General features: G+C 69.6%; 20 protein-coding genes. 8 read left to right on the top strand and 12 right to left on the bottom strand.

What is annotated here, in order from left to right:
- Positions 1–38: 38 nt before the first annotated feature.
- From HF519_RS32690 to HF519_RS06010, 5 genes are all read right to left on the bottom strand, one after another.
- The gene (locus HF519_RS32690; protein WP_169410924.1) at positions 39–1,217 is read right to left on the bottom strand and encodes a carboxylate--amine ligase; all 1,179 of its coding nucleotides are present in this window, start codon (positions 1,215–1,217) and stop codon (positions 39–41) included.
- On the bottom strand, positions 1,214–1,975 hold the full coding sequence (locus HF519_RS06025; protein WP_169410922.1) for an RraA family protein: 762 nt from the start codon (positions 1,973–1,975) through the stop codon (positions 1,214–1,216). The genes HF519_RS32690 and HF519_RS06025 overlap by 4 nt, the downstream gene beginning before the upstream one ends.
- A 49-nt stretch (positions 1,976–2,024) precedes the next feature.
- Entirely contained in the window at positions 2,025–3,341 is a 1,317-nt protein-coding gene (locus HF519_RS06020) for a UDP-glucose dehydrogenase family protein (RefSeq protein ID WP_169410921.1), read from the bottom strand.
- Between the two features lie 112 nt (positions 3,342–3,453).
- Complete coding sequence (locus HF519_RS06015) at positions 3,454–4,950, bottom strand: sugar transferase (protein ID WP_211169608.1); 1,497 nt, start codon at positions 4,948–4,950, stop codon at positions 3,454–3,456.
- 144 nt (positions 4,951–5,094) lie between these two features.
- Positions 5,095–6,447 (bottom strand): glycosyltransferase family 4 protein, encoded by a 1,353-nt coding sequence (locus HF519_RS06010; protein ID WP_169410919.1) that lies wholly within the window; start codon positions 6,445–6,447, stop codon positions 5,095–5,097.
- Positions 6,448–6,706: 259 nt separating this feature from the next.
- Between HF519_RS06010 and HF519_RS32195 the strand changes: the two genes are divergently transcribed.
- The 6 genes from HF519_RS32195 (at position 6,707) to HF519_RS05980 (ending at position 15,913) form a co-directional block, all read left to right on the top strand.
- Positions 6,707–9,130: a lipopolysaccharide biosynthesis protein gene (locus HF519_RS32195; RefSeq protein ID WP_211169607.1), complete on the top strand. Its 2,424-nt coding sequence runs from the start codon at positions 6,707–6,709 to the stop codon at positions 9,128–9,130.
- A 167-nt stretch (positions 9,131–9,297) separates the two neighbouring features.
- Positions 9,298–10,770 carry a polysaccharide biosynthesis tyrosine autokinase gene (locus tag HF519_RS06000; RefSeq protein WP_169410917.1) on the top strand — a complete coding sequence of 491 codons (1,473 nt, stop codon included), beginning with the start codon at positions 9,298–9,300 and terminating at the stop codon, positions 10,768–10,770.
- 130 nt (positions 10,771–10,900) lie between these two features.
- On the top strand, positions 10,901–12,355 hold the full coding sequence (locus HF519_RS05995; RefSeq protein WP_246242627.1) for an O-antigen ligase family protein: 1,455 nt from the start codon (positions 10,901–10,903) through the stop codon (positions 12,353–12,355).
- Position 12,356: 1 nt separating this feature from the next.
- Entirely contained in the window at positions 12,357–13,526 is a 1,170-nt protein-coding gene (locus tag HF519_RS05990; RefSeq protein ID WP_211169606.1) for a glycosyltransferase family 4 protein, read from the top strand.
- 97 nt (positions 13,527–13,623) lie between these two features.
- Positions 13,624–14,757, top strand: coding sequence for a glycosyltransferase (locus HF519_RS05985; protein WP_211169605.1), 1,134 nt, complete (start codon positions 13,624–13,626; stop codon positions 14,755–14,757).
- Between the two features lie 4 nt (positions 14,758–14,761).
- Positions 14,762–15,913, top strand: a complete 1,152-nt coding sequence (locus HF519_RS05980) for a glycosyltransferase (protein ID WP_169410913.1) — start codon at positions 14,762–14,764, stop codon at positions 15,911–15,913.
- A 37-nt stretch (positions 15,914–15,950) separates the two neighbouring features.
- On the opposite strand, the gene HF519_RS32190 is transcribed toward HF519_RS05980, so the two are convergent.
- Positions 15,951–16,934, bottom strand: a complete 984-nt coding sequence (locus HF519_RS32190; protein ID WP_169410911.1) for a polysaccharide lyase family 20 protein — start codon at positions 16,932–16,934, stop codon at positions 15,951–15,953.
- Between the two features lie 876 nt (positions 16,935–17,810).
- Between HF519_RS32190 and HF519_RS05970 the strand changes: the two genes are divergently transcribed.
- The gene (locus tag HF519_RS05970) at positions 17,811–18,824 is read left to right on the top strand and encodes a GNAT family N-acetyltransferase (RefSeq protein ID WP_169410909.1); all 1,014 of its coding nucleotides are present in this window, start codon (positions 17,811–17,813) and stop codon (positions 18,822–18,824) included.
- 31 nt (positions 18,825–18,855) lie between these two features.
- Here the strand turns inward: HF519_RS05970 and HF519_RS05965 are convergent, their stop codons facing one another.
- Positions 18,856–19,704 carry a polysaccharide lyase family 20 protein gene (locus tag HF519_RS05965; RefSeq protein ID WP_169410907.1) on the bottom strand — a complete coding sequence of 283 codons (849 nt, stop codon included), beginning with the start codon at positions 19,702–19,704 and terminating at the stop codon, positions 18,856–18,858.
- A gap of 200 nt (positions 19,705–19,904) precedes the next feature.
- Between HF519_RS05965 and HF519_RS05960 the strand changes: the two genes are divergently transcribed.
- Positions 19,905–20,831: a polysaccharide deacetylase family protein gene (locus tag HF519_RS05960; protein ID WP_169410905.1), complete on the top strand. Its 927-nt coding sequence runs from the start codon at positions 19,905–19,907 to the stop codon at positions 20,829–20,831.
- Positions 20,832–21,003: 172 nt separating this feature from the next.
- On the opposite strand, the gene HF519_RS05955 is transcribed toward HF519_RS05960, so the two are convergent.
- From HF519_RS05955 to HF519_RS05935, 5 genes are all read right to left on the bottom strand, one after another.
- Positions 21,004–21,963, bottom strand: coding sequence for an NAD-dependent epimerase/dehydratase family protein (locus HF519_RS05955; protein WP_169410903.1), 960 nt, complete (start codon positions 21,961–21,963; stop codon positions 21,004–21,006).
- Positions 21,964–22,358: 395 nt separating this feature from the next.
- Positions 22,359–23,102 (bottom strand): RraA family protein, encoded by a 744-nt coding sequence (locus HF519_RS05950; RefSeq protein WP_169410901.1) that lies wholly within the window; start codon positions 23,100–23,102, stop codon positions 22,359–22,361.
- A gap of 330 nt (positions 23,103–23,432) precedes the next feature.
- Positions 23,433–24,677 carry a carboxylate--amine ligase gene (locus HF519_RS05945; RefSeq protein ID WP_169410899.1) on the bottom strand — a complete coding sequence of 415 codons (1,245 nt, stop codon included), beginning with the start codon at positions 24,675–24,677 and terminating at the stop codon, positions 23,433–23,435.
- Complete coding sequence (locus HF519_RS05940; RefSeq protein WP_169410897.1) at positions 24,674–25,804, bottom strand: hypothetical protein; 1,131 nt, start codon at positions 25,802–25,804, stop codon at positions 24,674–24,676. The genes HF519_RS05945 and HF519_RS05940 overlap by 4 nt, the downstream gene beginning before the upstream one ends.
- 447 nt (positions 25,805–26,251) lie before the next feature.
- A complete protein-coding gene (locus HF519_RS05935) occupies positions 26,252–26,914 on the bottom strand; it encodes a sugar transferase (RefSeq protein WP_169410895.1) in 663 nt (220 codons plus the stop codon).
- Positions 26,915–26,989 lie beyond the last annotated feature (75 nt).

The raw sequence follows: 26,989 nt of genomic DNA, 5'->3' as shown, positions 1-26,989 counted from the left end.
GGCACGTGAGTGCGTTGTGGAGCCACGACGCGGGGAGATCAGCGCAAGCGGCTGAGGAGCTTGCGCACGCGGTCGGTCGCGCGGGCCACGGCCGGCATCGGGTCGTCCCAACGCAGGTACGGGAAGATCTGTCGGTGGGCCAGGCTGCGCAGCCACTGCCCGGCGTTCAACTCGCCCGTGGCCCGCAGGGCCAGGAACGACTGCAGATCGTCGACCGGGGTCAGCATTCGCTTGCCACGCGCGTAGCTGGTCGGCAGCTCGTGCGGCTCGCCGAGGATCCGGTGGTAGACGTGCGCGGCCAGGTCGAGCCCCGCCGCGGCGACGAGCGGGTTGCCCCCGGTGAAGCGGGCATTGCACTCGATCAGCTTGAGCTTGCCGTCCCGTTCGTCGCGCTTGAACTCGGCGTTGGCCAGGCCGCGCAGCCCGACGTACTTGAACAGCTGCAGCGCGACATCGCGGACCTCGGGATTCCAGTCCGTGATGTGGTAACAGGCCAGCCCCATGCCCGGGGGATGACGGCGGATGACCCGCTTGGTGAAGTCGAACGTCGCCGTGCCCGACGCGTCGATGTAGGTGTAGTAGCTGCACAGCAACTCGTCCCCGCCGGGGATCTGCTCGGTGAGCAGTACGGCGAGCCCGGCGTCGCTGAGCGCGCGGTACTCCGTGAGCAGCTCGTCGAAGTCGGCCACCACCCGGAACTTCGTCCGGCCGGGGAAACGGGCCTGGTACTCGTGGGACAGCAGCGGCTTGACGATGAGCGGGTAGACGTACTCGTCGCGGTGCCGCTGAAGGTCTTCGGGGGAGTCGACGCGCCAGAACAACGGGGTGGGCACCCCGGCCGCCACGGCGTGCTCGTAGGTCGTGAGCTTGTCGAGCATGTCGAGCTGGGCCGTGACGTCGGACTCGTCGAGCCGGAAGCGCTCGAGCAGCGCATCCCGATTGCGAGCCAGCACCGTGATGCCGACGTCGCTGCAGGCCAGCACGACGGCCCCGCGCAGGTGCTCGGTCTCGGGGCCGAGCAGCGCTGCGGCCAGGGCCTGTTCGGGTCCGGAGCCGGAGGGCAGCGGCAGCGGGCGCAGGTACCGCGAACGACTCGCCGCGCCCGAGACCCCCAGGCCGTACACGTCGATCCCGGCGGGGCCGAGCGCGCGGGCGATGGACAACGCGTTGGCGTTCCCGCCTACGACGATGACGGGGGGGCGGGCCGAGAGGCTCACCAGGTGTCCGCCGAAACCGGGCTGTCGTCGATCGGGCAGCCCTGGGCGGCGAGCTGGGTGTCCACCCACGCGTTGCTGAACTCACCGCGCTCGACGGCCGCCAGGTAGGCGGCGTTGCCCTCGACCTGCGCCCGCAGCCGCCCGAGGAGCTCGTGCGCCACCTGCCGGGGGACGACCACGATGCCCGCGTCGTCGGCGACGATCACGTCACCGGGGTTGACCACCACGCCGCCGCAGGCGACCGGGTAGTTGATCTCACCGGGACCACGGTGCAGCGGGCCCATCGGGGTGGTGCCGCGCGCGTAGACGGGGAAGTCGGCGGGAATGCCCGGCAGGTCGCGGATCAGCCCGTCGACGACGAAGCCGGCAAGCCCGCGGTGCCGCGCCTTGGTCGACACGATGTCGCCCAGGACGGCGTTCGACCGGCCGCCGCTGGCCGCGATCACCACGACGTCACCGGGCTGCGCCACGTCCAGCGACTTGTGCACCATCAGGTTGTCGCCCGGGTACGAGCGGACGGTGCAGGCGAGACCGACGAGCTTGCCCCCGGCACCGCTGTGGCAGCGGATGTCGGAGTCGATCGCGTACAGCCGGTTGAGCTGGTCGGAGATCTCCGGGGTGTCGAAGTCCCTGAACGCGGCGACCGTCTCGGCGTCGAGGCGGGGGAAGTCGAGGCGGATCCGGAATCCGGGACCTGGGTGCAGGTCCGCGGAACGCGGGGTCTTGGAGCCGGTCGTGGCGGCGGTGTCGCTGGACACGGTGTACATCCCTTGCTGGTTGGGGAGGCGGCGGTGCCGGTGCCGCCGGTCAGTTCCGGCCGAGCGAGTGGACGGCGAACCCGGCGCGGCGCAGGACGTCGGGGTCGAGCAGGCTCCGGGTGTCGATGACGATCCGCTGCCGGACGGCGCCGGCCAGTTCGGACCAGTCGAGGCTGCGGAACTCCGGCCACTCGGTGAGCAGGACCAGGGCCTCGACGTCCTTGGCGACCATCGCCGGTTCGTCGACGACCGTCACACCCGCGAGCTCGGGCGCCGCTGAGTTCGACGGAACGGCCGGGTCGTACGCGATCAGCTCGGCCCCGGCCTGCCGGAGCAGCGCCGCCACCGCCAGTGCGGGGGAGTCGCGAAGGTCGTCGGTGCCGGCCTTGAACGTGAGACCGAGCATGCCGATGCGGACCCTGGACAGCGACCCGGTGCGCGAGCCGGTGACCGCCAGCCGGACCTTGTCGACCATCCGCTGGCGCTGGCGGTTGTTGGTCTCGATCGTCGCGCGCAGCAGCCGGAACTCGAAGTCCGCGGAGTCGGCCACCTGGAGCATCGCGTGGGTGTCCTTGGGCAGGCAGGAACCACCCCACCCCGGGCCCGGCGTGAGGAACGCCTGCCCGATCCGGTGGTCGTAGCCGATGCCCTCGGTCACGTCGCCGATGTCCGCACCCAGCCGCTCGCACAGCTCCGCCAGCGCGTTGACGTAGGACAGCTTCATCGCGAGGAAGCAGTTCGCCGCGTACTTCACCATCTCGGCACTGGCCGCGTCGGTGAGCACGGTCGGCGCACCCAGGCGGGAGTACAGCGCCGCGACCTTCTCGGCGGCGTCCTGGGTGTCGCACCCGACCACGATGCGGTCGGGGTTCAGGAAGTCGTGCACGGCCGAACCCTCGCGGAGGAACTCCGGGTTGCTGACGACCGTGACGTCCTCGCGGGCGAGGAGCTCGTGGATGCGCTGGGCGGTGCCGACCGGAACCGTCGACTTGTTCACCACGACACACCCGGGTGCGAGCTGGTCGCGGACCTCCTCCACCACCGCCTGGACCGCGTTCAGGTCGGCGACGCCACCCACGCCCATCGGCGTCGGCACGCACAGGAACACCACCTCGGCCGCGCCGGCCGGCCCGGTCAGCGCGTTCGCCGCGCCGACCACGAAGGACAGTCGGCCGGCGGCCTGGCCTTCCGCGACCAGGTCGTCCAGTCGGGGCTCCAGGATGTCGACCTTGCCGTCGCGGAGCCGCTCGACCTTGTCGGCGTCGACGTCCGCGCAGACCACGGTGTGCCCGAGCGAGGCCAGGCACGCTCCCGTGGTCAGTCCTACATAGCCGGTACCGATGACCGCGATCCGCCGTGCGAACACGTCCCTACTCTCCTCACCGTGCGCCGTCCGGTCGTCGGCGTCCCTCGGTCACTGTGCCGGACGCTCCAGGACGGTACGCACCGGGCCGGAAGCTCGGCGCGCTGCCGGGCGATCAGTACGCCCCTTCGCCCTTCATGACGGCGCCCAGAGTCTTCCAGAGGATCAGAGCGTCGAGCGCGAGGGACCAGTTCTCGACATAACGAAGATCGAGACGGATGGACTCCTCCCAGGACAGGTTGCTGCGACCACTGACCTGCCACAGGCCGGTGAGCCCCGGCCGCACATGCAGCCGACGGTGCTGCTCACGCGAGTAGGTCAGGACCTCCTCGGGCAGCGGCGGACGCGGCCCGACCAGGGACATGGAGCCGCCCAGGACGTTGAACAGCTGCGGCAGCTCGTCGAGGGAGTACCGGCGCAGCAGCCGCCCGACCCGGGTCACCCGCGGGTCGTGACGCATCTTGAACAGCGGCCCGGCGCCCTCGTTCGCGTCCAACAGGTCCAGCCTGCGCTGCTCGGCGTCGACGACCATGGACCGGAACTTGATCATGCGGAACGCACTGCCACCCCGCCCGACCCGCGTCTGCCGGAAGAACACCGGTCCGCCGTCGAGCTTGACGGCAACGCCGATGGCGACGAAGACCGGCAGGAGGACGAGGAGCAGCAGCAGCGCCGAGAGCCGGTCGAAGCCGCCCTTGACGATCTGGGACAGACCACCGAACGTCGGCTTGGTCAGCCGCAGCAGGGGCAGGCCGTCGACGGGCTTGATGTGCAGGCGAGGGCCGGCGACCTCCATGATGCCCGGATCGACGACCAGTTCGGCGCCGGAGTCCTCGAGGTCCCAGGCCAGACGGTGCAGCCGCTGCGGCGACCAGTCGGGACTCGGGGTGACGGCGACGATCCGGTACCGGCCGTCGTCGACGAGGCGCGGGAGGATCTCCAGGTCCCCGACGACGGGCACGCCCGCGATCGTGTCCTCGTCGCCGAACCCCCGGCCGTTCGTGGTGCAGGCCCCGGCGACGACCCAGCCGAAGTGGCGGGCGTCGCGGGTGCGGACGACGAGTTCGGCCACCGACTGCGGCGTGCCGACGGCCAGCACCTGGTGCATGCAGGTGCCCTGGTGGCGGCGCCGGCGGTGCAGGCCACGTCGGAGCCCGTACCGGGCACCGATCAGGAGCAGGCCCGTCCCCGGGGTGATCACGAACGTCCACAGCCGGACGTCCTCCACGCCGGCGGCCAGGCCGACCAGGCCGAGCACGATCGCGCTGGTCGCGGCGGCGCGGAAGACCCGGCCGAACTCCTCGGCCCCCTGGCCCAGCACGCGCGGTTCCCACGCACGGCAGGCCGGAAGGCATCCGGCGGTGAGCGCGGCCGCGACGGTGACCAGCACCCACTGCGCGTGCGGGATCCCGATGGTGATGTCCGGGCCGAACAGGCCGCCGATCACGGCGACGATCGTGATCAGTACCAGGTCGACGGCGATGACCGCCCGGGTGTAGCGGGACTCCCAGCGTGACCCCCCCTTGGCCACGCGGGCCGCGCGGTCGCCGATGACCGTTTCGCGGTGCCCGTTGACGACCGGGAGCGGCCCGGTCTCCGTACTGCTGCTCACTTAGCCCCCTAGCAAGGTCCCCCTGAGCGACCACCCGGACACCGTCGGGGCGGGCTGTCCACACGGATGGCCACTAATGGCTTTAACGGCTGAGGAAGCGGAGCGTTACGTGATCGGGGTCACAAAGGACCCCGATCAGCGCAATCAGGACGGCTTTGGCCCGTTGATCACACGCGAGCCGGCGAACTGTCGTAGCGCCGCGTCATCGTCGAGGTCGACGTAGACGGTTCCGTTCGCCGGTGACGCCGTCACCGCGGGCCGATCGTCGTCCACTCGAACCGGCGCGGCGCCGAACAGGTCGTCGTACACTCCGACGTAGACCCGCGCCTGCTGCGCCCAGTCCAGCTCACGCTCGGCGCGGCGCCGCCCGCGCGCCCCGAGATCGGCCCGGCGGTCCTCGTCGTCGAGGAGCGAGATGAGCTCCTTCGCGAAGAGGTCGGTGTCGCCGGGTTCGACGTACACCGCGCAGTCCGCCGCGGAGACGACCGTCTCGGTGAGGCGATAGGTCACCACGGGGAGCGCGTAGGCCATGTACTCCATGGTCTTGTTCATGGTGGAGACGTCGTTCAGTGGGCTGTACGGGTCGGGCGAGAGTCCCACCACCGCGGTCGAGAGGTAGGCGGCGATCTCCGGAGGCCCGACCCGCCCGGTGAAGTGGACGTAGTCGTCCAGCCCGCGCCGCGTGCAGTCCCGCTTCAGCTCCTCGAGGCAGTCGCCGAAACCGAGCAGCGCGAACCCGACGTCCTCCCGGCCGTGGTGCCGCACGACCCGCTCGGCGACGTCCAGGACACCGTCCACGCCGTCCTGCGGGCCCATGATTCCGAGGTAGACGACCAGGTGTTTGCGCCCGCGCCGCAGGGCGTCGGTTCCGGCGACCGGCCGCATGACGGAGGTGTCGGGTCCCGAGCGCACGACCGCGGTCCGGTCGGCCGGAACCCCGCCCCGATCCTGTGCGATCCGCTGGTAGGAGGTGTTGGTGGAGATGACGCGGTCCGCCGTCCGGAAGGTGCGCCGCTCGAGCCAGCGCAGACCGCCCAGCTGGACCCGGGCGCCGAGTCCCTCGGGTGCCCCGAAGCGCGACAGGAAGACCTCCGGATTGAGGTCGTGGTGGTCGAACACGAACCGCACGCCCCGGAGCCGCCACAGCCGGGCCAGCAGCCAGTAGGTGTCCGGGGGGTTGCAGGCCTGCACGACGTGGAAGCGCTGCCGGCGCCAGACCCGCAGGCTCAGGCCCGCGGTGCGCAGCCAGCTGTAGATGAACTCCCACACGTAGCCGAGCAGCCCCACGGCCTCGGGCGCGGGCCGGTACTTGTAGAGGTGCACGCCGTCGAGCTCGGCGTAGCCGGGGTCACCCGGCCCCTTCGGGCAGATGACCGAGACCTGGTAGCCCGCCCGGATGAGTGCTTTGCACTCGAGCCATACCCTCCGGTCGAGCGGTACCGGGAGATTTTGCACAATGATCAATACGTGCCGTCGGCTCGCCTCGTGCTCGGTCACAGAACTCCCATCGGGATGCCGATCGTGGCTTCCGCCCGCAGGAGCAGGCAGCAGACAGAGCGCAAAGCTACACTTCGATTACCATGAGCCACGCTCGGGGGCTACCTCGGGAAGGGCCCACGCGATCGCAATGTCGTTCGGATACTGTCGGTGCCGCTTCTGGACCGCCGGACCGAGGGGGGCACAGCGGATGAGGCCGTCCACCCTGGGCCGTTCGACCCGGCTATGTCGCCGGGCCGGCTGCTCGGACCTCTGACCGATGTCGGGTCGCCACCGCAACGGGGACGACGAGGGGCTCGAGGAGGAGGCGGCGAAGGCGGCCGCGCCGAGTGCCCTCGGCAAGACCATGCGTCGCGGGGCCAAGATCTCGGCCTTCGCCCTGGTCTTCGTCCAGGTCGTGTCGCTGGTCGGCACCCTTCTGCAGGCCCGGTTCCTCGATCCCGCCGAGGTCGGACTCTATGCCGCGGGAACGGTGCTGACCGGTTTCATGGTCATGTTCGCCGAGGGTGGCCTGCGGCTGGCACTGGTGCAGCGCGAGACCGACATCGAGAACGCGGCCGACACCGTCTTCTGGGTCACCTTCGCCGGTGGCGTGGTGATGAGCCTGGCGGCGCTGGCCGCCGCGCCGATCGTCGGCAAGGTCTTCGGCAACGACGATGCGGCCGACATCGCGGCGATCACCTCCGGCATGCTGCTGATGTACGCGCTGATCAACGTGCCCGAGGGCCTGCTGCAGCGGAACTTCAACTTCAAGAAGCGGCTCTTCGTCGACCCCGGGCGTTCCCTGGCCTTCGCCGTGGTCTCCGTGACGATGGCGGCCTCGGGGTTCGGCGTCTGGTCGCTCGTGGTCGGCAACTACGTCTCCCTCGGCGTCTGGCTGGTCGGCGTGTGGGTCTTCGCCGGCTGGCGGCCGGGCCGCGGCAGGTTCTCCTACCGGCTCTGGCGGGAGATGGCGCGCTTCTCGTTCCCCCTGCTGATCGACCGCGTCGTGGAGCAGGCCCGGGAGAGCGGACAGACGGCGCTGCTGGGCCGCGGTCTCGGTGAGGCCTCGCTCGGCAGCTACCGCTACGGGCGGCGTCTCGCGATGCTTCCCGGAACCGCGGTCATCGAGGTCGGCTCCTATGTGATCTTCCCGGCGTTCTCCCGGCTCAACGGGGACCCCGAGCGGCTCAAGAGCGCGTTCCTGCGCGCCCTGCGGTGGATCTGGTTCGGCGCCGCACCGGTGGCCGGGCTGATCATCGCGCTCGGTGAGCCGGCGATCGTCGTGCTGCTGGGCGAGAAGTGGCGGGAGGCCGGGCTGTTCTTCGTCGCGATGGCCGGCTTCGGTCTGGGCGTCGCGCTGCAGTCCGTCGCGAGCGAGGCGATCAAGGGCAGCGGAAGGACTCAGCTGCTCAACTGGACCTCCGCCGTGAACCTGGTGCTCGGGCTCGGCCTGCTCGTCGCGCTGCTGCCGTTCGGACTCGTCGGTGTCGGCCTGGCGATCTCGGCCACGGAGATCGCGCTCGGTGTCCTCACCCTGGTGCTGGCCCGCCGGGTCGTCGACTTCGGGATCGGCGAGGTCGTCCGCCCGCTGCTGCCGCCGGTCGTGGGAGCGCTGGTCGCGCTCTTCGTGATCGGCCCGCTCGAGCTCTGGGTGAGCGCGTCCGACGAGCGGTTCTTCGTCATCGGTCTGCTGCTGCTCATCGTGGAGACCATCGGCTTCGGCCTCGTCTATCTCGCCGTCCTGCGGGTGCTGGACCGCGAGATGTTCGCCGCTGTCATCGGCGGGATCCGGTCGAAGCTGAGCCGGCGGCGCCAGGGCGAGCCGGAGGCGGACGCCGACGAGGACGGCTACGACCTGGGCGACGCCGAGACCATGATCCTCCCGGCGGTCGCCATGGGCCTGTCGGTGTCGGACGCGGGGGAGATGACGACCAGGCTGTACCGGGGGCCGGCCTGGCGCCCCTCGCCCTTCCCGCGGACCCCTCCGCCCGGGGTTCGGCCCGGCCCGGGTGGTTGGCCCGGCGGAGGCCCGCAGTACGGCCGGCCCACGGGTCCCGGCGGACCGGGTGCACACCGTGTGCCACCGCGGCCCGGCGTCATGGGGCCCGGTGCGCCGGGTGCGCGCGGATGGCCGCCGAACGCCGGGCCCGGTGGACCGGGACCGAACGGTGCTCTGCCGGGGGTCGGCCGGCCCGGGCCGATGGCGCCCGCGCCCGGCGGGAGGCCTCCGAACCACGGCGGCCCGGTGCCGCCGGTCGCGCCGCCGTCGAACGGGGCCCCTCCGGACACCGGCCGGGCCGGGCAGGTCTCGCCGGCACCCGGCGAGACCTCGGCGGGCGACGACGCGACCCAGGAACTGATCGCGGTCCCGTCGAGCGGTCGTCCGCGCGGCTCCGCCGGGTCGGTGGAGCCGCCGGTGCCGCGGGTGAACGGGATCCCGCAGGGGAACGGTGGGCCCGCGGCGCCGGGACCGAACGCGGTCCCGCCGGGCAACGGCATGTCGCAGGCCCCGGCATCGAACGCAGCGGCGCCGGGCAGCGAACGGCCGTCCGCCCCGGGCGGACCTCGTCCCTCGCCCCGGCCGCGCGCCGTGGCCCCACCGACCGGGTCCGACCCGGCGGGCCCGGCGCCGCGTGACAACGGAACGGAGCACGCCGACCGGGAGGCGGGCGACGGTGGGTCGCGGCCCCACCCGGACTAGCCGGGAGAGCCGTGCGGATGCAATGATCACGCGTTTCCGGCCTTTCGGACGACGCCCGGTCGAGCGACGACCCCCGGACGGTGGCCCGTATGCTGGGCGCCGGTTCCGCACACACGAGACCGGCACCCGGTCGCCTGACGCGCGGACGGAGTAGGAGGGGTGAGGGCGTGAGTCCACTGCAGGCCCAACTGGATCGCGTGCGACGCCGACAGTGGCTGGTCATCGCGATCATGGTTGTCGCCATGGCCGGTGCGGTCGCGTTCTCCCTGATTGCCGGCACCTCCTACACCGGTCGCGCCGCGCTGTCGGTCACCTCCGATCGCACGCCGGAGCAGGACGCCTCGCTGGCCCGGGGGTATGTCGAGTACTTCAACCAGGACTTCGCCCAGGACACGCTGCGTGAGCGCACCGGCCTGCCGAGCACCGTCTCGTTCGAGGCCCGGAACTCGGCGACCAGCCCGATCATGTACATCGAGGCCACGGCCTCGGAGGTCGAGCAGGCCACCGAGGCCGCACGCGCCCTGGCGACGGCGTTCCGCGAAGAGATCAACAGAGGCGTCGCGCAGCAGACCGAACAACAGATCGCGGATCTGCGGGCGGAGCTGGACACGGCCCGGGCCCGGTTGGCAGAGGTGCCCGCCAACGGCCAGCAGAGCAGCCTGCTCAGCAACGAGATCGGCAACATCCAGTCTCGGATCCAGCAGATCCAGACCGACACCTTCAACAACCAGCTCAAGGAGCTGTCGCTCAACGCGGGCGTGACGAGCAAGTCGTCGAACGTCGTCCAGAACGCGGTCCTCGGGCTCGTCGGCGGGTTCATCCTCGGTGTCGTCGCCGCACTCGTGCTGGCCAGCGCGGAAGACCGCCTGGTCAGCCCGCAGCAGGTCCGCGAGCGGTTGGGCCTCGACACCCTCGCCAGGATCAAGCGCGGTGGCGGGGAGGAGCAGCGTGAGCAGCAGCTCAAGAGCCTGGCCAACGTCGTCAGCCTGAGCGACATGAGCCGGCCGGCCATCCTGGCCGTCACCTCGGTCCGATCGGCCGAGCTGTCCGCCGAGGTCGCCGAGAGCCTGGCCTTCTACCGGGCGCAGCAGGGTGAGCGCACGCTGCTCATCCGGGCGGATCTCGAGTCCGCCCGCTCGCGTGGTGCCCACACCGGCCGACCGGGCCTCGGGGACTTCCTCGCGGGCGGCCCGGGCGTCCGGTTGCAGCCGTTCGTCCTGCCCAGCGGGCTCGGACGGATGCTCGTGCTTCCCGCAGGCAGCTCGCGCGACGACCCCTACGCGTTGTTCGGACCGGAGCGGTTCCACGACGCGATCCAGCAGGCCAGTCACCTGGCCGACCTCATCGTGATCGACGCCCCGGCGATCGTCGACGCGGCGGAGGCGCAGGTGATCTGTGCGTCGGCGGATCGGACCATCTTGGTCGTCGCCGAGGGGACGACCCGGGCGAGCGACGCCGTCGAGGCTCGCGAGCGCCTTGATCGGGTCCATGCCCAGATCCTCGGCGCGGTGATCGGACAGGTGGGAGCCGAGCGCACCGAGTCGTCCGCCGCGCGCAGAGCCGCCTCGGCACTCCCGGCCGGTGCGCCGGGCAACTCCAGCTCCAACGGCGTGTACGACGAGATGGACGTTCGTGCTTGATGCCCCGACCACCCGGTTGCCGGGGTCCCCTCCAGGGGGATCGCCGCCGCTGACCGGGGGCCCGGACTCCTGGATGCCGGCGCGGGGCCGTCCCCGGTCGGAGCCGACCCGGCTCCGGGAAGCGGGGGTGATGCTGCTCGCGGCGCTCGTCGCCGTCGGCGCCGCGGGCGCCTTGCCGGGTGCGCTCGGTCCGGGTATCGGGATCGCGGCCCTCGGGTTCGGCGCCGCGGTGGTGTTCTACGCCCTGAACCGTCCGGTCCTGGCTATCGCTCTGTTGCTCATCGCCACGTTCCTGCGCCAAGCGCTGAAGAACCCTGCCCTGCCGGCGGAGCCGGCGTTCTTCGCAATGGCCCTGGTGCTCGCGGCAGGCGCCATCGCGGTCACCCGGCGGGTGAACCAGGCGCCGCAGCTCGGGGCTATCGAGTGCGCGATGGCCATGTACATCGTGTGGAACATCGGATCTGCGATCGCGCCTCACCAGTACTCCACCGACGGATCCCTGACCATCGGCGAGCGGTCCTCGATCTACCACTTCATCCTGACCGGCATCGTCATGCCGTTCGTCTGCTACGTCGTCGGCCGGTTCGTCTTCGACCGCCAGTCCGCCGTGCGGTCGCTGCTGTGGGTGGTCATGGGCTGCTACGCGTACTCGACGTGGGTGAGCATCGCGCAGTTCGCCGCGCCGGCGCTGGTCTGGCCGCGCTACATCCTCGAGTTCCCCGAGGACGCCAGCTGGGCGCACCGTGCGGTGGGTGTGTTCAGCCAGCCGGTCGTCAACGGGTTGATGCTCGTCATCGGGTTCGCACTCGCCGTCCACCTGGCCTATCAGCCGGACACTCGGCGATGGCAACGGGTCCTGCTCGGCGGGCTCGTGCTGTCCTCGCTCGGGGCGATCTATCTGACCTACACGCGTGTGGTCTGGCTCGGCTTCGCGCTCTTCGTCGTCCTGGCCGCGGTGTTCCTCCGCCGTAGCCGGCCGATCTACATCGGGATCATCACGGCGATGGTGCTCGGTGTCGCCGCGAACTGGGCGACGTTCACCAGCGAGGACCGCTCATCGGGCGGTGTCGGCTCGGGTTATGAGGTCGAAGACCGCCTGAACATGATCGCCACCGCGTTCTGGGCCATCGGGGAACGCCCCGTCCTGGGGTGGGGGATCGGACGGTTCTCGCAGGTCAACACGTATCACCACCAGCAGTGGTCGCAGGACGTCGACTGGATCCGTGGCTACGGCATCGTCTCTCACTTCACCGAGCTGGGGATCTTCGCCGAGCTCGGTGTGATCGGTCTTGCGCTCTGGCTGACCGTCAACGCTCTGCTGGTGCGCGGGCTGTGGCAGGCGGCGCGGACGCTGCCGGACGAGGGCGTCGCCGGACGCGAGCTGGCCGTGATCGTGTCGATCCTGTTCGGGGTGTGGGTCCTCACCGGGTTCACCGCCGACCTGCGCTTCTTCGAGTTCATCGCGATGCTGCTCATGCTGCTCGTCGGGATCGTCGTCGGCGCAGCGCAACGCCTGGTGCTCACCGAGCGCCTCCCGATGGTCCCCGAACAGCAGTCCGACGACGATCTCCTGTACCTTCGGTGACGTGACTGGCGCGGTAGGTGACGGGTCGGCCCGTCCCGAGGAGGCCGACGGGTCACACGGGGTCCGGCCGTTGCGGGCATTGTGGGTGTCCACGAGCCTGCAGAACCGCGGGGGGATCACGAGCTTCGTCGAGACCGTGGCGCGAACGCCGCTGTGGAACCTCTGGAACGTGCAGTTCATCAGCACCCACCGCCGCGGATCGGTCGCGGCCCGAACCCTGGTGTTCGCCAGGGCAGTGGCCGCGTTCACCGGCACACTGCTCGTCCGCCGACCGGACGTCGTGCACCTGCACATGGCCAAGGACGGCAGTTACTTCCGCAAGGCGGCGCTGCTCTGGCTCGCACGGTTGCGGCGGGTACCGATCGTGTTGCACGTTCACGCCGGCGAGTTCCGGTTGTTCTACGACCGCATGCCCCGGTCGGTCAGGTGGTCCATCCGCTGGACGCTGAGCCGGGCCAGCGTCGTGGTGGCGCTCGGAGGCAGGTGGGCGCAGCGCTTGCGCGAGATCGCGCCGGACGCCCGGATCGTCGCCATTCCCAATCCGGTCCAGATCGTCGGTGCGGGCCGGCAGCCGGACGCCGCTGACCCGGTGCATGTGGTCTTCCTCGGCACGATGGGCGATCCGAAGGGGACGTTCGTCCTCTTGGAAGCCTGGTCCAAGGTGGTCGCGAACAGCTCCGGCGTGCCGGCCCGGCTGACATTGGCGGGCAACGGGGAGGTCGAGCGGGCCCGGGACACCGTGTCCCGGCTGGGCCTCGCCGACACCGTCGACGTTCGGTCGTGGCTGTCGCCCGACGAGGTGGCAGACCTGCTCGGCACCGCGCAGGTGCTGACCCTGCCCTCACGCAACGAGGGCCAGCCCATGTCGATCCTGGAGGCGATGGGCCGCGGCCTGTGCGTCGTGGCCACCGACGTGGGCGGCATCCCGGACCTCGTGGAGGACGGCGCCAGCGGTGTGCTGGTCGCACCCGACGACGTCGACGCGCTGGCCGCGGCGTTGAACAGTGTGATCGACGACGCTGACCTGCGCACCCGGCTGGGGCAGGCCGCACTGGACCGTGCCCGCTCCACTTTCGACGTCGACGTCATCTGGCGGCGGTTCGACGCGCTGTATCGGGAGCTCGTCCCCGCGGCACCGCAGAGTGACGGCGACCTCCGTACGAGGTCTTGACCGCCTGCCCAGAGTGTCCGAGGGCGCCCCGGGATCACCTCCGCGAGCCGGTTACGATCGCTCGGTGCTTCGCCGCCGAGTCAGGTCCACCGGGCCGTTGCGAGTTCTGTTCATCGTCCCGCGGCTCGGTATCGGCGGCGCCGAGCGCCACGTAGCGACGCTCATGCCGCGTCTGGACCCGGCTCGTTTCGCGCCGTCGCTGGTCTGCATCGGCCAGGCGGGAATGCTCTTCGACGAGGTCGTGGCAGCGGGCATCCCGGCGCGGGCACTCAACCGGACCCGCCGGGAGATGGCGCTCGCCCTGGCCGAACTGGTCGTCCACATGCGCCGCACCCGCCCGGACATGGTCGTTCTGCGAGGCGCCAACGCGGAGGCACTCGGCCGGATCGCCGCGGTGATCAGCGGTGTGCCGCGCACCGTGCTGTGGGTGCACAACAACGCCGACGTGACGCCTCGCAGCCGCCTGCGCCGCCTGGCGGACCGGGTGCTGGAGCCCGTCACCAGTGCCTACTACGGCGTCGCCTTCGGACAGCTGCCCTACCTGGTCGATGAACTCGGTTATCCGCGCGAGAAGGTTCGCATCATCCAGAACGGGGTCGACCTGACCCGCTTCGAGGCCGACCGGTCGGCGATGCGTGATCCGGCCCTCGCGGCAGAGCTGGGCGTCGGGCTCGACGAACCGGTGGCGGGCATCGTTGCCGTCCTGCGTCCGGAGAAGGACCACGCGACGTTCCTTCGCGCCGCGCGTCTGGTGCTCGAGCGTGAGCCCCGAGCGCGTTTCCTGGTCATCGGCCGCGGTGCGCTGGAGGCGGAGCTCAAGAGCCTGGCCGCCGAGCTCGGGCTGGGTGACCGGGTGATCTTCACGGGCATCCGTAGCGACGTCGATGCGCTGCTGAGGTTGATGGACGTCTTCGTCCTGACGTCGTTCACCGAGGCCTTCCCCATGGCGCTGCTGGAGGCGATGGCCGTCGGCAGGCCCGCGGTCTGCACCGCCGTCGGCGGTATGCCGGAGATGATCGAGGAGGGCGTCACCGGGTATCTCGTGCAACCGGGTGACCCCACGGAGCTCGCCGAGCGCCTCCTCACGCTGTTCGGCGACCGGGCCCGGGCGCGGGCCATGGGTGTCGCCGCCCGGGAACGGCTGGAGGGCGAGTTCACCCTGGAGCGGTCGCTGCAGCGAGCCGAACTGGCCATCAACGAGACGGCCGGCCGGGTTCCCACGAGTGTCTGAGCCGATGACCCCACGGCGACCGATCGGTCTCACCCTGGTCTGCGATCACATCGCCATCGGTGGTGCCGAGGTCCTGCTGCTCAACCTGTTCCGCCATCTCGACCCCGCGGTGGTGCGGTGCCGGGTGATCTGCCTCAAGGGGCTCGGTGCGATGGGCGCCGAGTTCGAGGCGGCCGGGTTCCCGGTGGAGGTGCTCGGCCGCGGCGGCCGCCACGACATGCGGACGGTGCCTCGGTTGATGCGCCGTTTCCGGGAGACCGGGACCGACGTCGTGCTCGTCCATCACCTGCACCCGGCGCCACTCACCCTCGGCCGGATCGCGGCCCGTTTGAGCGGGCGCAAGAGCGTGGTGACGCCCCACGGCATGGACACGGTGGGCTACTCCGGCCGCCGCTGCCTGCCGCGTCACGATGTCGAGACGCTGTTCCTGTCCGATGCCATCGTGTGGCTCGCGCCCAGCCAGGGCAGCTACTTCCACCGCGAGGAGGGGGTCGGAAAGCGCCCCTGGAGCCGAACCCGGGAGGTCGTGATCCCGAACGGGATCCCGCTCCCGCCGCTCCCCTCGGCCGCCGATCGCAGCGCGGCGCGTGCGGAACTCGGTCTGCATGACGACGAGTTCGCGGTCGGCATCGTGGCCCGGCTCGCCAAGGTGAAGGCCCACGAGGTGCTCTTCGACGCGATCGCCAAGCTGGCCCCCTCCCATCCGCGGCTGCGCCTGGTCTGCATCGGCGGCGGTGAGCGCGAGGCCGAGCTGCGAGCCCTGGCCGACACCCTGGGCATCAGCGCGAACGTACTGTTCACCGGGATGCGCCGGGACGTACCGGCGTTGCTGCCCGGTCTCGACCTCGCGTGCCTGTCGTCGCGGTACGAGTGCGCGCCGCTGTCGGTGATCGAGGCGATGGCCGTCGGTATCCCGGTCGTCACGGCGGACGTGGGGGCGGTGCGGGACATGGTGACCGATGGCGACGAGGGCTACGTCGTCGGGATCGGCGACGTCGACGGGTTCGCGGATCGGATCGGCCGGCTCGCGGACGATCCGGCGCTGCGGGCGAAACTGGGGAAGCAGGCGCGGGCGCGTGCCGAGGGGCAGTTCCGGATCGAGGACACCGCGTCGAACTTCGAACGGCTGCTGACGTCCCTCGCGCCCGCCCGCTGACGCGGACGGGCGCGAGGGGCGCGCGTGCCCGGCCCGATCAGGGCGCGGTGACGCGCAATCCCGCGATCGAGACCTCGGCGGTTCCGCTGTCCTCGTCGTCGCGGTAGATGCCCATCTTGAGGTAGTTCTCGTCGCTGCTCATGGTGGCGCGGTTGTAGCGCTGCACCGTCTGGACGCCGTTCTCCCAGGCCTCGACGAACCCGGTCGACGCGCTGTTGGAGAACTTCGCGTGCAGCACGTAGTCGACCCACTCGCCGGGCCGCACCTTGCCGATGGACTTCTTCTCGTGCTCGACGCCGTCGCCACCGATGTAGATGTCGCCGTCGTTACTGATGTCGATCGCGAGCGGGGGCGAGCCGCTCCCGCTGTGCCACTGCATGACGATGAACCAGCCGCCCTGCGGGTTGCGGAAGTTCTCCGGGAACCGCATCGAGAACTCGTACCAGCGCTCGTCACCTTCCCGCGTGAGCGCCCCCTCGTTGTGCGCGGCGACCTCCGAGCGCTCGCCACCACCGAAGTCGGGGACGTCGCCGTCGCGGACCTCGAAATGGGCGGCCTTGACGCCCTGCCGGGGGCCGTCCACGAGCTGCATGCTGTGGTGCGTCAGCCTGTAGCCGGAGCATGCGGCGTTCATGAGGACCGACTGGCAGGTCTCCCACTGGCTGAAGTCGCCGGTCCCGAAGTCGCCGACGAACACCTCGCGGAGACCCGCCGGCACCGGTGACGGCCGTTCCGGACCGACGATCGGCGGGATCACCCCGGGCAGGCCACCGATCGGTGGCGTGAGCAGGGCGGTGAAGGGGTCGCTGGGCGGCCGCTGCGAGCTGTGGAGCTTCGGCCGGGTCGCCGGCGGCTGGGGCTCGACCCCTCGGTCGTCCTGATCGGCCGGCGGGACGGGCTGGGTCGTGTTGGCAGCCGTGACGAGTTCGTGCTCATCGGCGGCGGCGTGACTGAAGTAGAGGTCGGTCGTTACGAGGGTGACGGCGACCAGTGCGGCCGATGCCATGACGTGGCGGATCACGGAGCATCACCTCCCGGCCGAGGGGCGAGCCTGGGCCGTGGCGTTCGGGTGCGGTCTGCCGGTGGCGTCGTGCGACATGCCGTGGGGGACGGCAGGGAGCGTCGGCGCCGACCGTGTGCGTGGTCAGTCGGGGGGAACGGACAGTGGCCGGGTGGTGCCGGCCGGGTCGTCAGTGGACGGTCTCGGTGGTCCCGTGCGGTTCCGGTCGAGGCTCCGTTGTCACGGATGGTGACCGACCCCCCGGACGGGGCGCGGATCGGCTGGGTGGATGCACCGTGGGTACCTCACTCGGTCGCTCGCTGACAGGACGAGCCGAGTATGGGCGCTGTCGGCGGTCTCCATTGGGCGAACGGCGAGATGTCACGCTACGGTCGAGTGAATCCGGCGACGGAGGGGCACGATCGGGTCCGACACGCCAGGGGGAGACGGTGGCGCCGTCGTCGCGTGGGGTCACAGTGGACCATCCTAAGTTGCCTAATCGTTACCCGTCTCCACTCAAGAGTGGGGGTACGCGCTCCGGGCGCCGACCGAACGATCACCGTCGGCGACGGGCCCATCGTTAGGCCGTTCGTAACGATGAGGGGGAGCGGCCACGCGTCCGACATGTCGCGGTGACACCGTTCGTCGCGGTCGACACCGCACTGGGCGTGCTTCTGCGGCCCGGAAGGAGACCTGGCCGGTCGACCGCTGACGGGTGACACCGACACCTGCTGTCGGCTCGGCGGATGCCGCGCTCCGCCGCGCCACCCTGCCCGGCCCGGGCCGCGCCGCCGGAGATAGCCTTCCCGGGTGCGTGTGAACCGAGTCGTCGAGGGCGAATCAGCACTTCTGCAGTTCGAACGTGCGGAATCACTCTGGAGCGATTTCGACGTTCCCATGACGGCCCGGTCGACCTGGCTCAGATGTTACGTCGATGCATTTCCTAAGCAGCAGCCGGTCGCAATTCTGGTCGAAGAAGAAGGGCGCCTGATCGCGCTGGCCTACCTCGGTCGCGTCGACGGGCCCGTCGTGGAATGGACCGCGCTGGGCCACAGCGTGAGCGACTACGCCGCGCTGCCGGCCATCGACGACGACGCCGCCCGCCGGCTGGCGGAGGCGATCGCCGAGCAGGTCCGGCGAGGCCAGCGGCCCTGGCGCCTGCGGCTCGAGCAACTCCCCGCGGGCGATCCGGTGCTCGCGCACCTGCAGCGACTGCTGCCCCACGTCCACGTGCGATCGGGGATCCCTGCGATCCAACTGAGCCTGACCGAACCGAGGACGCTCGGCCGACACATGTCGAAGAACGCCCGTAAGACGTTCAACAAGGGCTGGAACCGGCTGCGAAGGGACGGTCACGAGGCCGACCTGCGGTTGGTCCGCGACCCGGCGGAGGTGGCGGGCCTCCTGGACCGGGTCGTCACGCTGCGGAGGAACCGTGATCACCAGTTGGGGCGTCGCAGCGACTTCGACGACCCGGAGTTCGAGCGGTTCTATCGTGATGCCCTATCGGAATTCGCGCGTCGTGGTGAGCTCGAACTGACGGTGATGCTGGTCGGCGACGAGCTCATCGGATATGTGCTCGGCTTCCTCGACGGCCCGATCTATCGGACGTGGGACGGCCGCGTCGCGTCGAGATGGATGGATTATTCGGCCGGCCGGATCTGCGACTCCGCCGCGATCGGCTCGGCACTGGCCGACGAGCGCTTCACGACGTGGGACTGGATGCGCGGCGAGCAGGCGTACAAGAGGCAGTCGATGACCCACGTGATCGAGCACCAGCACCTGCACGCCTGGTCGTCGGCTGCGGTCCGGCACGGGTACCGGGTGGCGGCGGGTATCGCGCGCCGGGCTAGACGAGCCGCCGGACCGCACGGTCTGCGCGGATTGGTCAGGACCCGGGCGTCGCAGTGACCCGAGGCCGGGCCCGCTGTGCCGGCGTATGTCAGCCGGCCGGGCGCGTGACCGCGTCCGCGGTCGTACCGACCCGCCAGTCGTCGAAGTAGACGGTGCCCGGTGCGCTGATCTCGGCCGCGCGGTAGTACCCGGTCTTGAGGTAGCTCGACGGCACGTCCCTGGAACCGTCGTTCCCCGGCGGGTACATCGTGCCGGATGCCGGTCGGAACGTCGGCAGGACGAGTTGGCCGTTCTGCCAGACCTCGACCTCGCCCTGTGCGGGGTCGGGGGAGAAGCGGATCCGGAACACCCAGTCGATCCACGTCCCGGTCACGGCCGGGCCCAGGGTCAGCCGGAACGGCTCGGCCTCTTCGGGGTGGCCGGAGCCGCCGGACAGGTCGAACCGGCCCTCCTGGACGCTGAGCTCCACCGGCGGCGATCCCTCACCCTCGTTCTTCCACTGGGTGATGACCTGCCACTCGTCCTGCACCGGGAAGCCTTCGGCGAGCAGCGTCGAGAAGCCGAAGTAGTACTCGTCACCCTCTTTGAAGTCCGGGATCGAGGGCACCAGCTCGTTGCGCGAGTCGCTGGTGATCCCTTCGCCGTTGGACACGCCGGGAATGGTGATCTTCACCGCGTAGCGGCCGTCGCGCACGACCGCGCCGTCGCTCACGATCTCAGGAGGGGTGGCGCCCCCGGCGACGTTCCACGGGGTGTCCTGGAACTGGGACAGGTCCCCGGTCTCGGCGTCGCCCGTCCACAGCAGATCGGGGATTCCGGTCGGCGCCGGGGCGGGGGCGGGCTCGTCCGGGGTCTCGGTCCCGCAGCTCGCCAGCAGCGCGGCCAGCACGACCGCGCTCGCGGCCAGCGCGGACCGGCCCGGTACCCGACGTCCCACAGCTACTCCCCGCGTCACACTCGTGTCCTGACCTCGCTGGGTGCGACCCCGATCAGGCCTGGATCGAGCCGACCATATGCTAATCGGAGCCCCGGTCCGACATTCGGGGCCGCCGTCCACCCGGTTCGACGGCGGATGACCGTCCGAGCGGTCACGACGACCGACGCGCGGCGCGCTGCCGCCGACGATCCGAGGAGATCATGCTGTCCGCAGGCGCGAATCTGATTGTCCTGGGCTGGCACAACGTGCGGCCGACGTGGTGTTTCCCGGCTGCCCCGGGTGCCGGTGAGAAGGGGCTCGAGCAGCAGTTCAAGATGCTGCGCACGCTGGCCAATGTGGTCCCGCTCGAGTCGGCGCTGCGTGACCTGACGGAGGGCCGGCCGCTGCCCCCACGCGCCGTGGCGATCACCTTCGACGACGGCTACGCGGACAACCTCGAGCTCGCCGGACCGATCCTGCGGCGGCTGGGTCTGCCCGCGACCTGCTTCCTCGTCCCCGGGATCCTCAACGGCGACACGTCGCCGTGGTGGGAGCGGCTCGCCTACGCGTTCGCCGAGGCGACCGCTGACAAGCTGGAGTGGAAGGACGCGATCCACGCGCTGCCGGACCGGGCGCAGCGGTACTCCGTGTTCAAGCGGGTCGCCGAGGACCTCAAGCTCGTCGACCGTCACGAGCGCGACGCCGCGATCGACGATCTGACCGAGCGGCTCGCCCCCACCGGGACCTACGACCTGCGGTCCCAGTTCCTCGACTGGGACGGGGCGCGCAAGCTCCAGGAGTACATGACGATCGGCTCGCACACGATGTACCACGCGATCCTGTCGCGGGAGTCGGCGCAGGCCCAGCACGAGGACCTGGCGGAGTCGCGTCGTCAGCTGCGCGACAAGCTGGGTGCGGACATCGACGTGCTGGCCTACCCGAACGGCAAGAAGGTGGACTACACCGCCGACACGATCGCGGCGGCGGAGAAGGCCGGGTACGCCTACTCGATCACGACACGGAACGGGCGCACCACCCGCGATGCGGCGCCGCACGAGATCCCGCGGTGGGTCATGAACCCGCACCGCGGGCCCGTCGACTTCGCGAAGATCGTCAAGCATCTGGTGAAGGAGCGGACGGCGGCCTGAGGGCTTCGGTCCCCATCCGGGCGGTACACGAACGGCGGGGCTCCATTCGGAGCCCCGCCGTTGTCGCTCCGAGAGTCAACGGTCCGGACCGAAACCCGCGACCGGTGCGGACGGCGGCGCCGGCTGACCGGCCACGCGCGCCGCGGGCGTCCTTCAGTCGCGCCCGCGACGGTCAGCGGGCTGCGGCCACCGTGCGCACCCAGTCCAGGGTCTGGCGCAGGCCGTCCGCGAGCGGGGTGGGCGTCGCGAGCCGCAGATCGCCGCGCGCCCGGGAGACGTCCAGGCAGCTGCGCAGCACCTCACCGGCCCGGGCGGGACGGAACTCGGGTGCGAACGTGGCCGGGTCGACGTCGGCGGCCTCGGCCACCGCCGCGATCAGCTCCAGCACGCTCACCTCGGTGCCGGTACCGACGTTGTAGCGGTCGTGTGCCGGCGCCTCGGCGGTGGCCGCCGCGAGATTCGCGGCCACGATGTCACCCACGAACACGTAGTCCCGGGTCTGCAGCCCGTCGCCGAAGACGAGCGGCCGGCGGCCGGTGAGCACCCGATCGCAGAACAGTGCGATCACGCCGGCGTCGCCCGCCGGGTCCTGCCGCGGCCCGTACACGTTGCCGTACCGCAGGGTCACCACGTTCAGGCCGTGCGCCTGGCGGAACCAGCTGCCGTACTCCTCGGCGGTCCGCTTGCTCAGGCCGTAGGCCGACAGTGGCCGGGCCGGCTCCGTCTCGGGGGTGGGGATGGCGTCGGTCTCGCCGTAGATCGCGCCGCCGGTCGATGTGTTGACGACCCGGCGGGCACCGGCCGCCGCTGCCGCGGCGAACACGTTCACCGAACCGAGCACGTTGGTCGCGGCGTCACGGGCGGGTTCGGCCATGGACACCCGCACGTCGATCTGGGCGGCGAGGTGGAACACGACCTCGGGGGCGAACGCGGTGAAGGCCGTGGTCACCGCGTCGGCGTCGCGCACGTCCAGCTTCTCCAGCCGGGCCCCGGCCGCCAGCGCGTCACGCAGGTTGGCCTCGTGGCCGGTGCTCAGATCGTCGACCACCAGGACCTCGGCGCCGGAGCGCACCAGCCCGTCGACGAGGTTCGACCCGATGAATCCGGCTCCGCCGGTGACCGCCGCTCGCACGGGGGCCAACCGTATCCGACCGGTCGGGGCGGTCACGTCTGAGGCCCGCGTCCAGCCCCGCGGTTGTCGAGCATCTCGGTGGTCAGCACCACGACCACGAGATGCTCGGCCCGCCAATCGTGCCGTTCGTACATCGGACGAGAGGGCCGGCTCAATGCTCAGCCGATCTGATTCTCTCGCAGCAGGTCGGCAGCGACCGGCGAAGCGGTGCCAGGTCGCGACCCGGCCGGATCGAGCGGCCAGCCCTTCAGCAACCCACCTTCGCTCGTGACCACCCCGTGTCCTGATGAGGCCGCCGCACCAGCCCATGTCGACGCGACAAAGGGCGATCGCGCGGTGGCCGTGCCACGTCCAGGACCGCCACGCCGAGCGACGCCAGGAGGTCCGGCTGCGTCCTAGACGATCAGGCAGCCCTGCTGCTCCAGCTGAGCGTCGACCCATGTGTTGTTGAAGTTGCCGTGTCTGACCGCGGCGAGATACGCCGCGTTGCCGTGTGCGTGGGCCTGAAGCCGCTGCAGCAAGTCAATGGCAGCTTGTTGAGGGACGACCACGATGCCGGCGTCGTCGGCGACGATGACGTCGCCCGGATTGACGACCACACCGCCGCATGCCACCGGGAAATTGATTTCCCCTGGTCCTCGGTGCAGGGGACCGATGGGCGTCGTTCCTCTCGCGTAGACGGGTAGCTCGAGCGGCTTGATGCTGGGCAGGTCACGGATCAAGCCGTCCACGATGAACCCGGCGACCCCCCGGTGCAGTGCCTTGGTGGAGATGATGTCGCCCAGCACGGCGTTCGATCGCGTTCCGCTCGCTGCGATGACTATGACGTCGCCGGGCCGGGCTATGTCCAACGCCTTGTGCACCATGAGGTTGTCGCCCGGATACACACGGACTGTGCACGCCGAGCCGCAGAGCGGGCGCTGTGCGCCGTTGAGGCAACGGATCTCCGAGTCGATCGCGTAGAGGCGGTTGAGCAGGTCCGAGATCTCTGGCGTCGGGAACTCGGATAACCCTTGGATGACAGTGGAGTCGGTTCTCGGGACGTCGGGCCGAATCCGAAATCCTGGACCAGGATGGATATCGGCGGAGCGCGGGCGCTGTGAACCGGTGCTGATGTCTGACTGGATCGAGGTGGTCAAGATAACTCTCCTCGTGGCTGGCTCCGTCGCTGCGGCGCGTGCGGCCGCCGCAGTCCTGATCATGTGCTGTCGACCGAGACAAGCTCGGGTCGACGTTTCCCGTGCACACGCCTTCGGCTACAACGCTTGCCCTGCTTGACTGGCGTTCGTCGTGCCTGGCCCAAGTCATGATGATCTCTGGTCGAGACGTGATGCAATCTCTGTAGGAAGTGCATGGATGGTGTCGGATTCGGGTTCGATAACGTTTCTCCTGATGCAACTCCTGTTGCTGGTGTCCCCAGGTCCATGCGATTGATCTTCAGCTCGACGTCGTGTGGTCCATCCGCGGGCTCATAGCGGGCGGTTCGGCTCGACCGTCGAACTGCGACGGCCTTCGAAGAAATGTCCGGTCAGGACGCTCTTGATCCGCATCACGCCCCTGGCCAGAGCCGGCAGGGGGTCCCTGGGGCTGAGATAGCCGAAGGTCTGCTTGTGCGCCAGGCTGCTCACATAGCTGGAAAGGGTCAGCTCACCGCAGCGCCGTAGTTCGCGATATGCAAGCACGTCGTTGGAGAGGTACAGCAGGCGCCGACCGGTGACATAGCGCTGAGGCGGCGGGTCGGGTCGCCTCAGAACCTGCAGGTAGACGTAACGAGCCAGGTCGATTCCGGAAGCGGCCAGCAGGGGCGTCGCGTCCGTGAACCGGGCGTTACACTCGATGATCTTGAGTTGCCCGTCGCGACGATCGAGCTTGAACTCGGCGTTCGCCACGCCGCGTAGGCCGACATGCTTGAAAAGCCGCTGGGCAACATCCCGGACTGCGGGGTTCCAGTCGGTGATGTGATAGCTGGCGACACCCATGTTCGGTGGATAGCGCCGCAGAATGCGCTTGGTGAAGTCGAATGTTGGCGATCCGGACGTATCGATGTACGTGTAGTAGCTGCATAACAGGTCGTCGGGGCCGGCAATTTTCTCCACGAGCATGATGGCGAGGCCAGCCATTGTCAATTCGCTGTAGGCGTCCTTCAGGTCGTCCATGTTGTGGGCAACGCGGAACTTGCTCCGGCCCGGGAAGGCAGCCGCGTAGGCGTGCGAGTGAAGGGGTTTCACGATCAACGGGAAGACCAGTTCCTCGCGGTGGCGCTCAACCTCGCTCCACGAGTGAACCTCCCAGAATCGCGGGGTTGGCACGCCAGCCTTCTTCGAACTCTGGTAGGTGGCAAGCTTGTCCAGCATATTCAGCTGGGCGTTGACGTTGCTGATGTCGAGGTTGAAGCGCTCCAGCATCGCTTGTCGATTATGGGCAAGTACCGTGATTCCGACGTCACTGGCGGCTAGCACGACCGCTCCGATCAAATGATCGGTGGCCGGGCCGAGGAGGCACTCGGCCCATGCTCGTTCCAGGTCACCGCTCGGGCCCGGTGATATCGGCCGCAGGAACCGCGAGTACCGTAGGTAGGGAGCGGCGCCGATACTGTACACGTCGACGCCGAGCTTTGCGAGGCTCCGGCCTATCGACAGCGTGTTTGCTCCTCCCCCGAGCACGATGACCGGCGGCAGGTCAGATCGTGGATTCCCCGAGCGGGTCCTGCTCATGACCGGGTGGCGAGCTGCCGCAGCAGCGCGATCGCAGGTGCTACCTGGCCGGGGTGGCTGTGGTGATGCATGGCGAGCCCCGGGGTCGTGTTGACCTCCAGTAGGCAGCCACCGGACTTGGCCAGCGGCACACTGGGATCGAGGGTGAGGATGTCTACCCCGGCAAGCCGAGCGCCCACCAGCGCAGCTGCTCTGCGGCCGTCCTCGATGATCTCCTCGCACAGCTCGTGACGGGCGGGGTGGTTCCGGTCTGGGGAGTTCTCGTTGATTGTGGTCTTGAGCCTGACCACGAGCCCGGCGGCTGGCACCGTCGTCTCATGCAGCCCCTGGGCGGCCAGCGTCCGCGCCAGGTCAAGGTCACGCGTGATGAGCCGCTGACCATGCAGGCCGCCCGACCGCAGCCGCTCGGAGTTGACCCGATCGATCAACGCCTTCACCGAGCTGCGCCCGTCCCCGGTCACGGTCGGCGGATCGCGTCGGATCGCGTCGAGGAGCATTCCATCGAGGTAGAGCAGGCGGTAGTTGGCTCCGGACACTTGGTGTTCGACGAGCAGCGGCACGGTGCTGAGGCTCCGCAGCATCCCGACGAGGCGGGATGCCAGTGCCCCGGAGCGCCCCTTCCGGCCCCCCCGGGCTCCTGCTGCCGCTGCCGCGACGGCGGCCCGTTGCAGATCGACAGGCATCCGTACACCGGTCGTGACGCCTTGGCCGGCCCCGGTGTCCCGGGCGGGCTTGACCACGCACGGACTCTGCGCGGCGGCGAGGAACCCCTGTGCGGCTCCGAGCGTGGCGAGCGAGAACACCTTGTGAGCGGGCACAGGCAATCCCGCTTTCGTGAGCATGCGACAGACCAGAGCCTTGTTCCGGGAACGGTCGATCACCTCGCGGCCGTCGATCGAGCAGTGGGTGTTCCGTACCCGCACCCGTCCAGTGCCGAGGCCGATCTCCAGGGTGCCGTCGGACAACTCGCTGACCGTTGCCCCCACGTCGGTCGCCGCCGATATCCACAGCTCGCGGTAGAAGGCCGTGTACAGCGCCCGGGCTGCGCGGCGCTCGGAGGACAGCAGATCGCGAAACAGTCCGGTCGCGAGCTCGATGTGCGCCGCAAAGTGTGCAGTCTGACTCATATCGAGAACGGGACGGCGGTGATGGGCACGTGCGTGCGCGTTGGATCGAAAGAGGTGGAGCGAGTCATACGTTGCTTACTGTCTTGCTTGAGCACCGTAATGTTCCCCTAGATCATCCGACGGCATTCTGGAAGAGGCAGCGAGCGGTTCCTTGACCGTATACGTCCTCGTCTTATCAGGAGTCGAGGTCGAAACTGTCCTTCTGTATCGCGACGAACTTGATCATCATGTTCCGATTCACCGCGACCGTTGCTGATCGCGCGGAAGCGGTGTCTGCATCGTCGGCCGCGTGTGCTCCCACAGGTCGTGTCACACCGAGTCTCGCCCGGTGAGGGCCCGAGCCTGACGTCAACGGCATGCCTCGAGCTCTCGTGCGTGTCAGGCCACCGGGCCAGAGATTCCGTGATCGGGTCGAGGGCCCGGCCCCCCGAGAGGTCGTCTGCCTTCTCACTTCGCACCGTCCCCGTGGAAAAAGCAGGGGATGGTCAGAATGATGATGACCAGGTCTCTCCAGAAACCCCGCGCCTTGACATATGCAACGTCCAGATCCAACATGTCAAGGGTTCCTAGTCGGCTCCGGCCACTTATCTGCCAGAGACCGGTGATTCCGGGCTTGACCGAGAATCGATCGTCGAACTCGGACGGGAACATCCGGGCCTCCCAGGGAAGGCACGGACGAGGGCCAACCAAAGCCATTTCACCGCGCAAGATGTTGATGATCTGTGGCAGCTCGTCAAGGCTTGTCCGGCGCAGGAACCGCCCGATCCGGGTCACCCGAGGGTCGGCATGCAACTTGCTGCTGCCATCGATCACGGTGACCTTGCCCTGCAGCTCCCTGGTGATCAGCTCCCGGTGGGCGTGGTCGTCTTCGCCGACGTACATCGTGCGGAACTTGTACAGCGTGAACAGTGACTTGTTCCGGCCTACTCGCTCCTGACGAAAAAGGACCGGGCCAGGACTGTCCAATCGAATCAGAACGACGATCAGCAGCAAGATCGGGAACGCGACGAGGACACCAGTCACCACGATGAGGAGGTCGGCCACGTACCGTGCCGGCGCCTCCCACGCCCGCTGAGATCGCTCTGTCCGAAGTGACTGGAGGTTCGGCATCAAGGGCTCCTCGCCGCCGTCCGATCAGAGCCGTGACGCTGCCGATCGTGTAGCTGTCGTCATGATCGAGCCTGG

The organism is Pseudonocardia bannensis (assembly GCF_012911875.1).
Lineage (GTDB): Bacteria > Actinomycetota > Actinomycetes > Mycobacteriales > Pseudonocardiaceae > Pseudonocardia > Pseudonocardia bannensis.
This window is presented reverse-complemented; position numbering and strand designations above follow the sequence as displayed.

What these genes read in the sequence shown, in the direction of transcription:
- HF519_RS32195 (WP_211169607.1), top strand. Translation starts at nt 6,707, where the DNA reads ATGTCGGGTCGCCACCGCAACGGGGACGACGAGGGGCTCGAGGAGGAG.
- HF519_RS05935 (WP_169410895.1), bottom strand. Translation starts at nt 26,914, where the DNA reads ATGCCGAACCTCCAGTCACTTCGGACAGAGCGATCTCAGCGGGCGTGG.
- HF519_RS05980 (WP_169410913.1), top strand. Translation starts at nt 14,762, where the DNA reads ATGACCCCACGGCGACCGATCGGTCTCACCCTGGTCTGCGATCACATC.
- HF519_RS05970 (WP_169410909.1), top strand. Translation starts at nt 17,811, where the DNA reads ATGACGGCCCGGTCGACCTGGCTCAGATGTTACGTCGATGCATTTCCT.
- HF519_RS05995 (WP_246242627.1), top strand. Translation starts at nt 10,901, where the DNA reads ATGCTGCTCGCGGCGCTCGTCGCCGTCGGCGCCGCGGGCGCCTTGCCG.
- HF519_RS05940 (WP_169410897.1), bottom strand. Translation starts at nt 25,804, where the DNA reads ATGAGTCAGACTGCACACTTTGCGGCGCACATCGAGCTCGCGACCGGA.
- HF519_RS05945 (WP_169410899.1), bottom strand. Translation starts at nt 24,677, where the DNA reads ATGAGCAGGACCCGCTCGGGGAATCCACGATCTGACCTGCCGCCGGTC.
- HF519_RS05960 (WP_169410905.1), top strand. Translation starts at nt 19,905, where the DNA reads ATGCTGTCCGCAGGCGCGAATCTGATTGTCCTGGGCTGGCACAACGTG.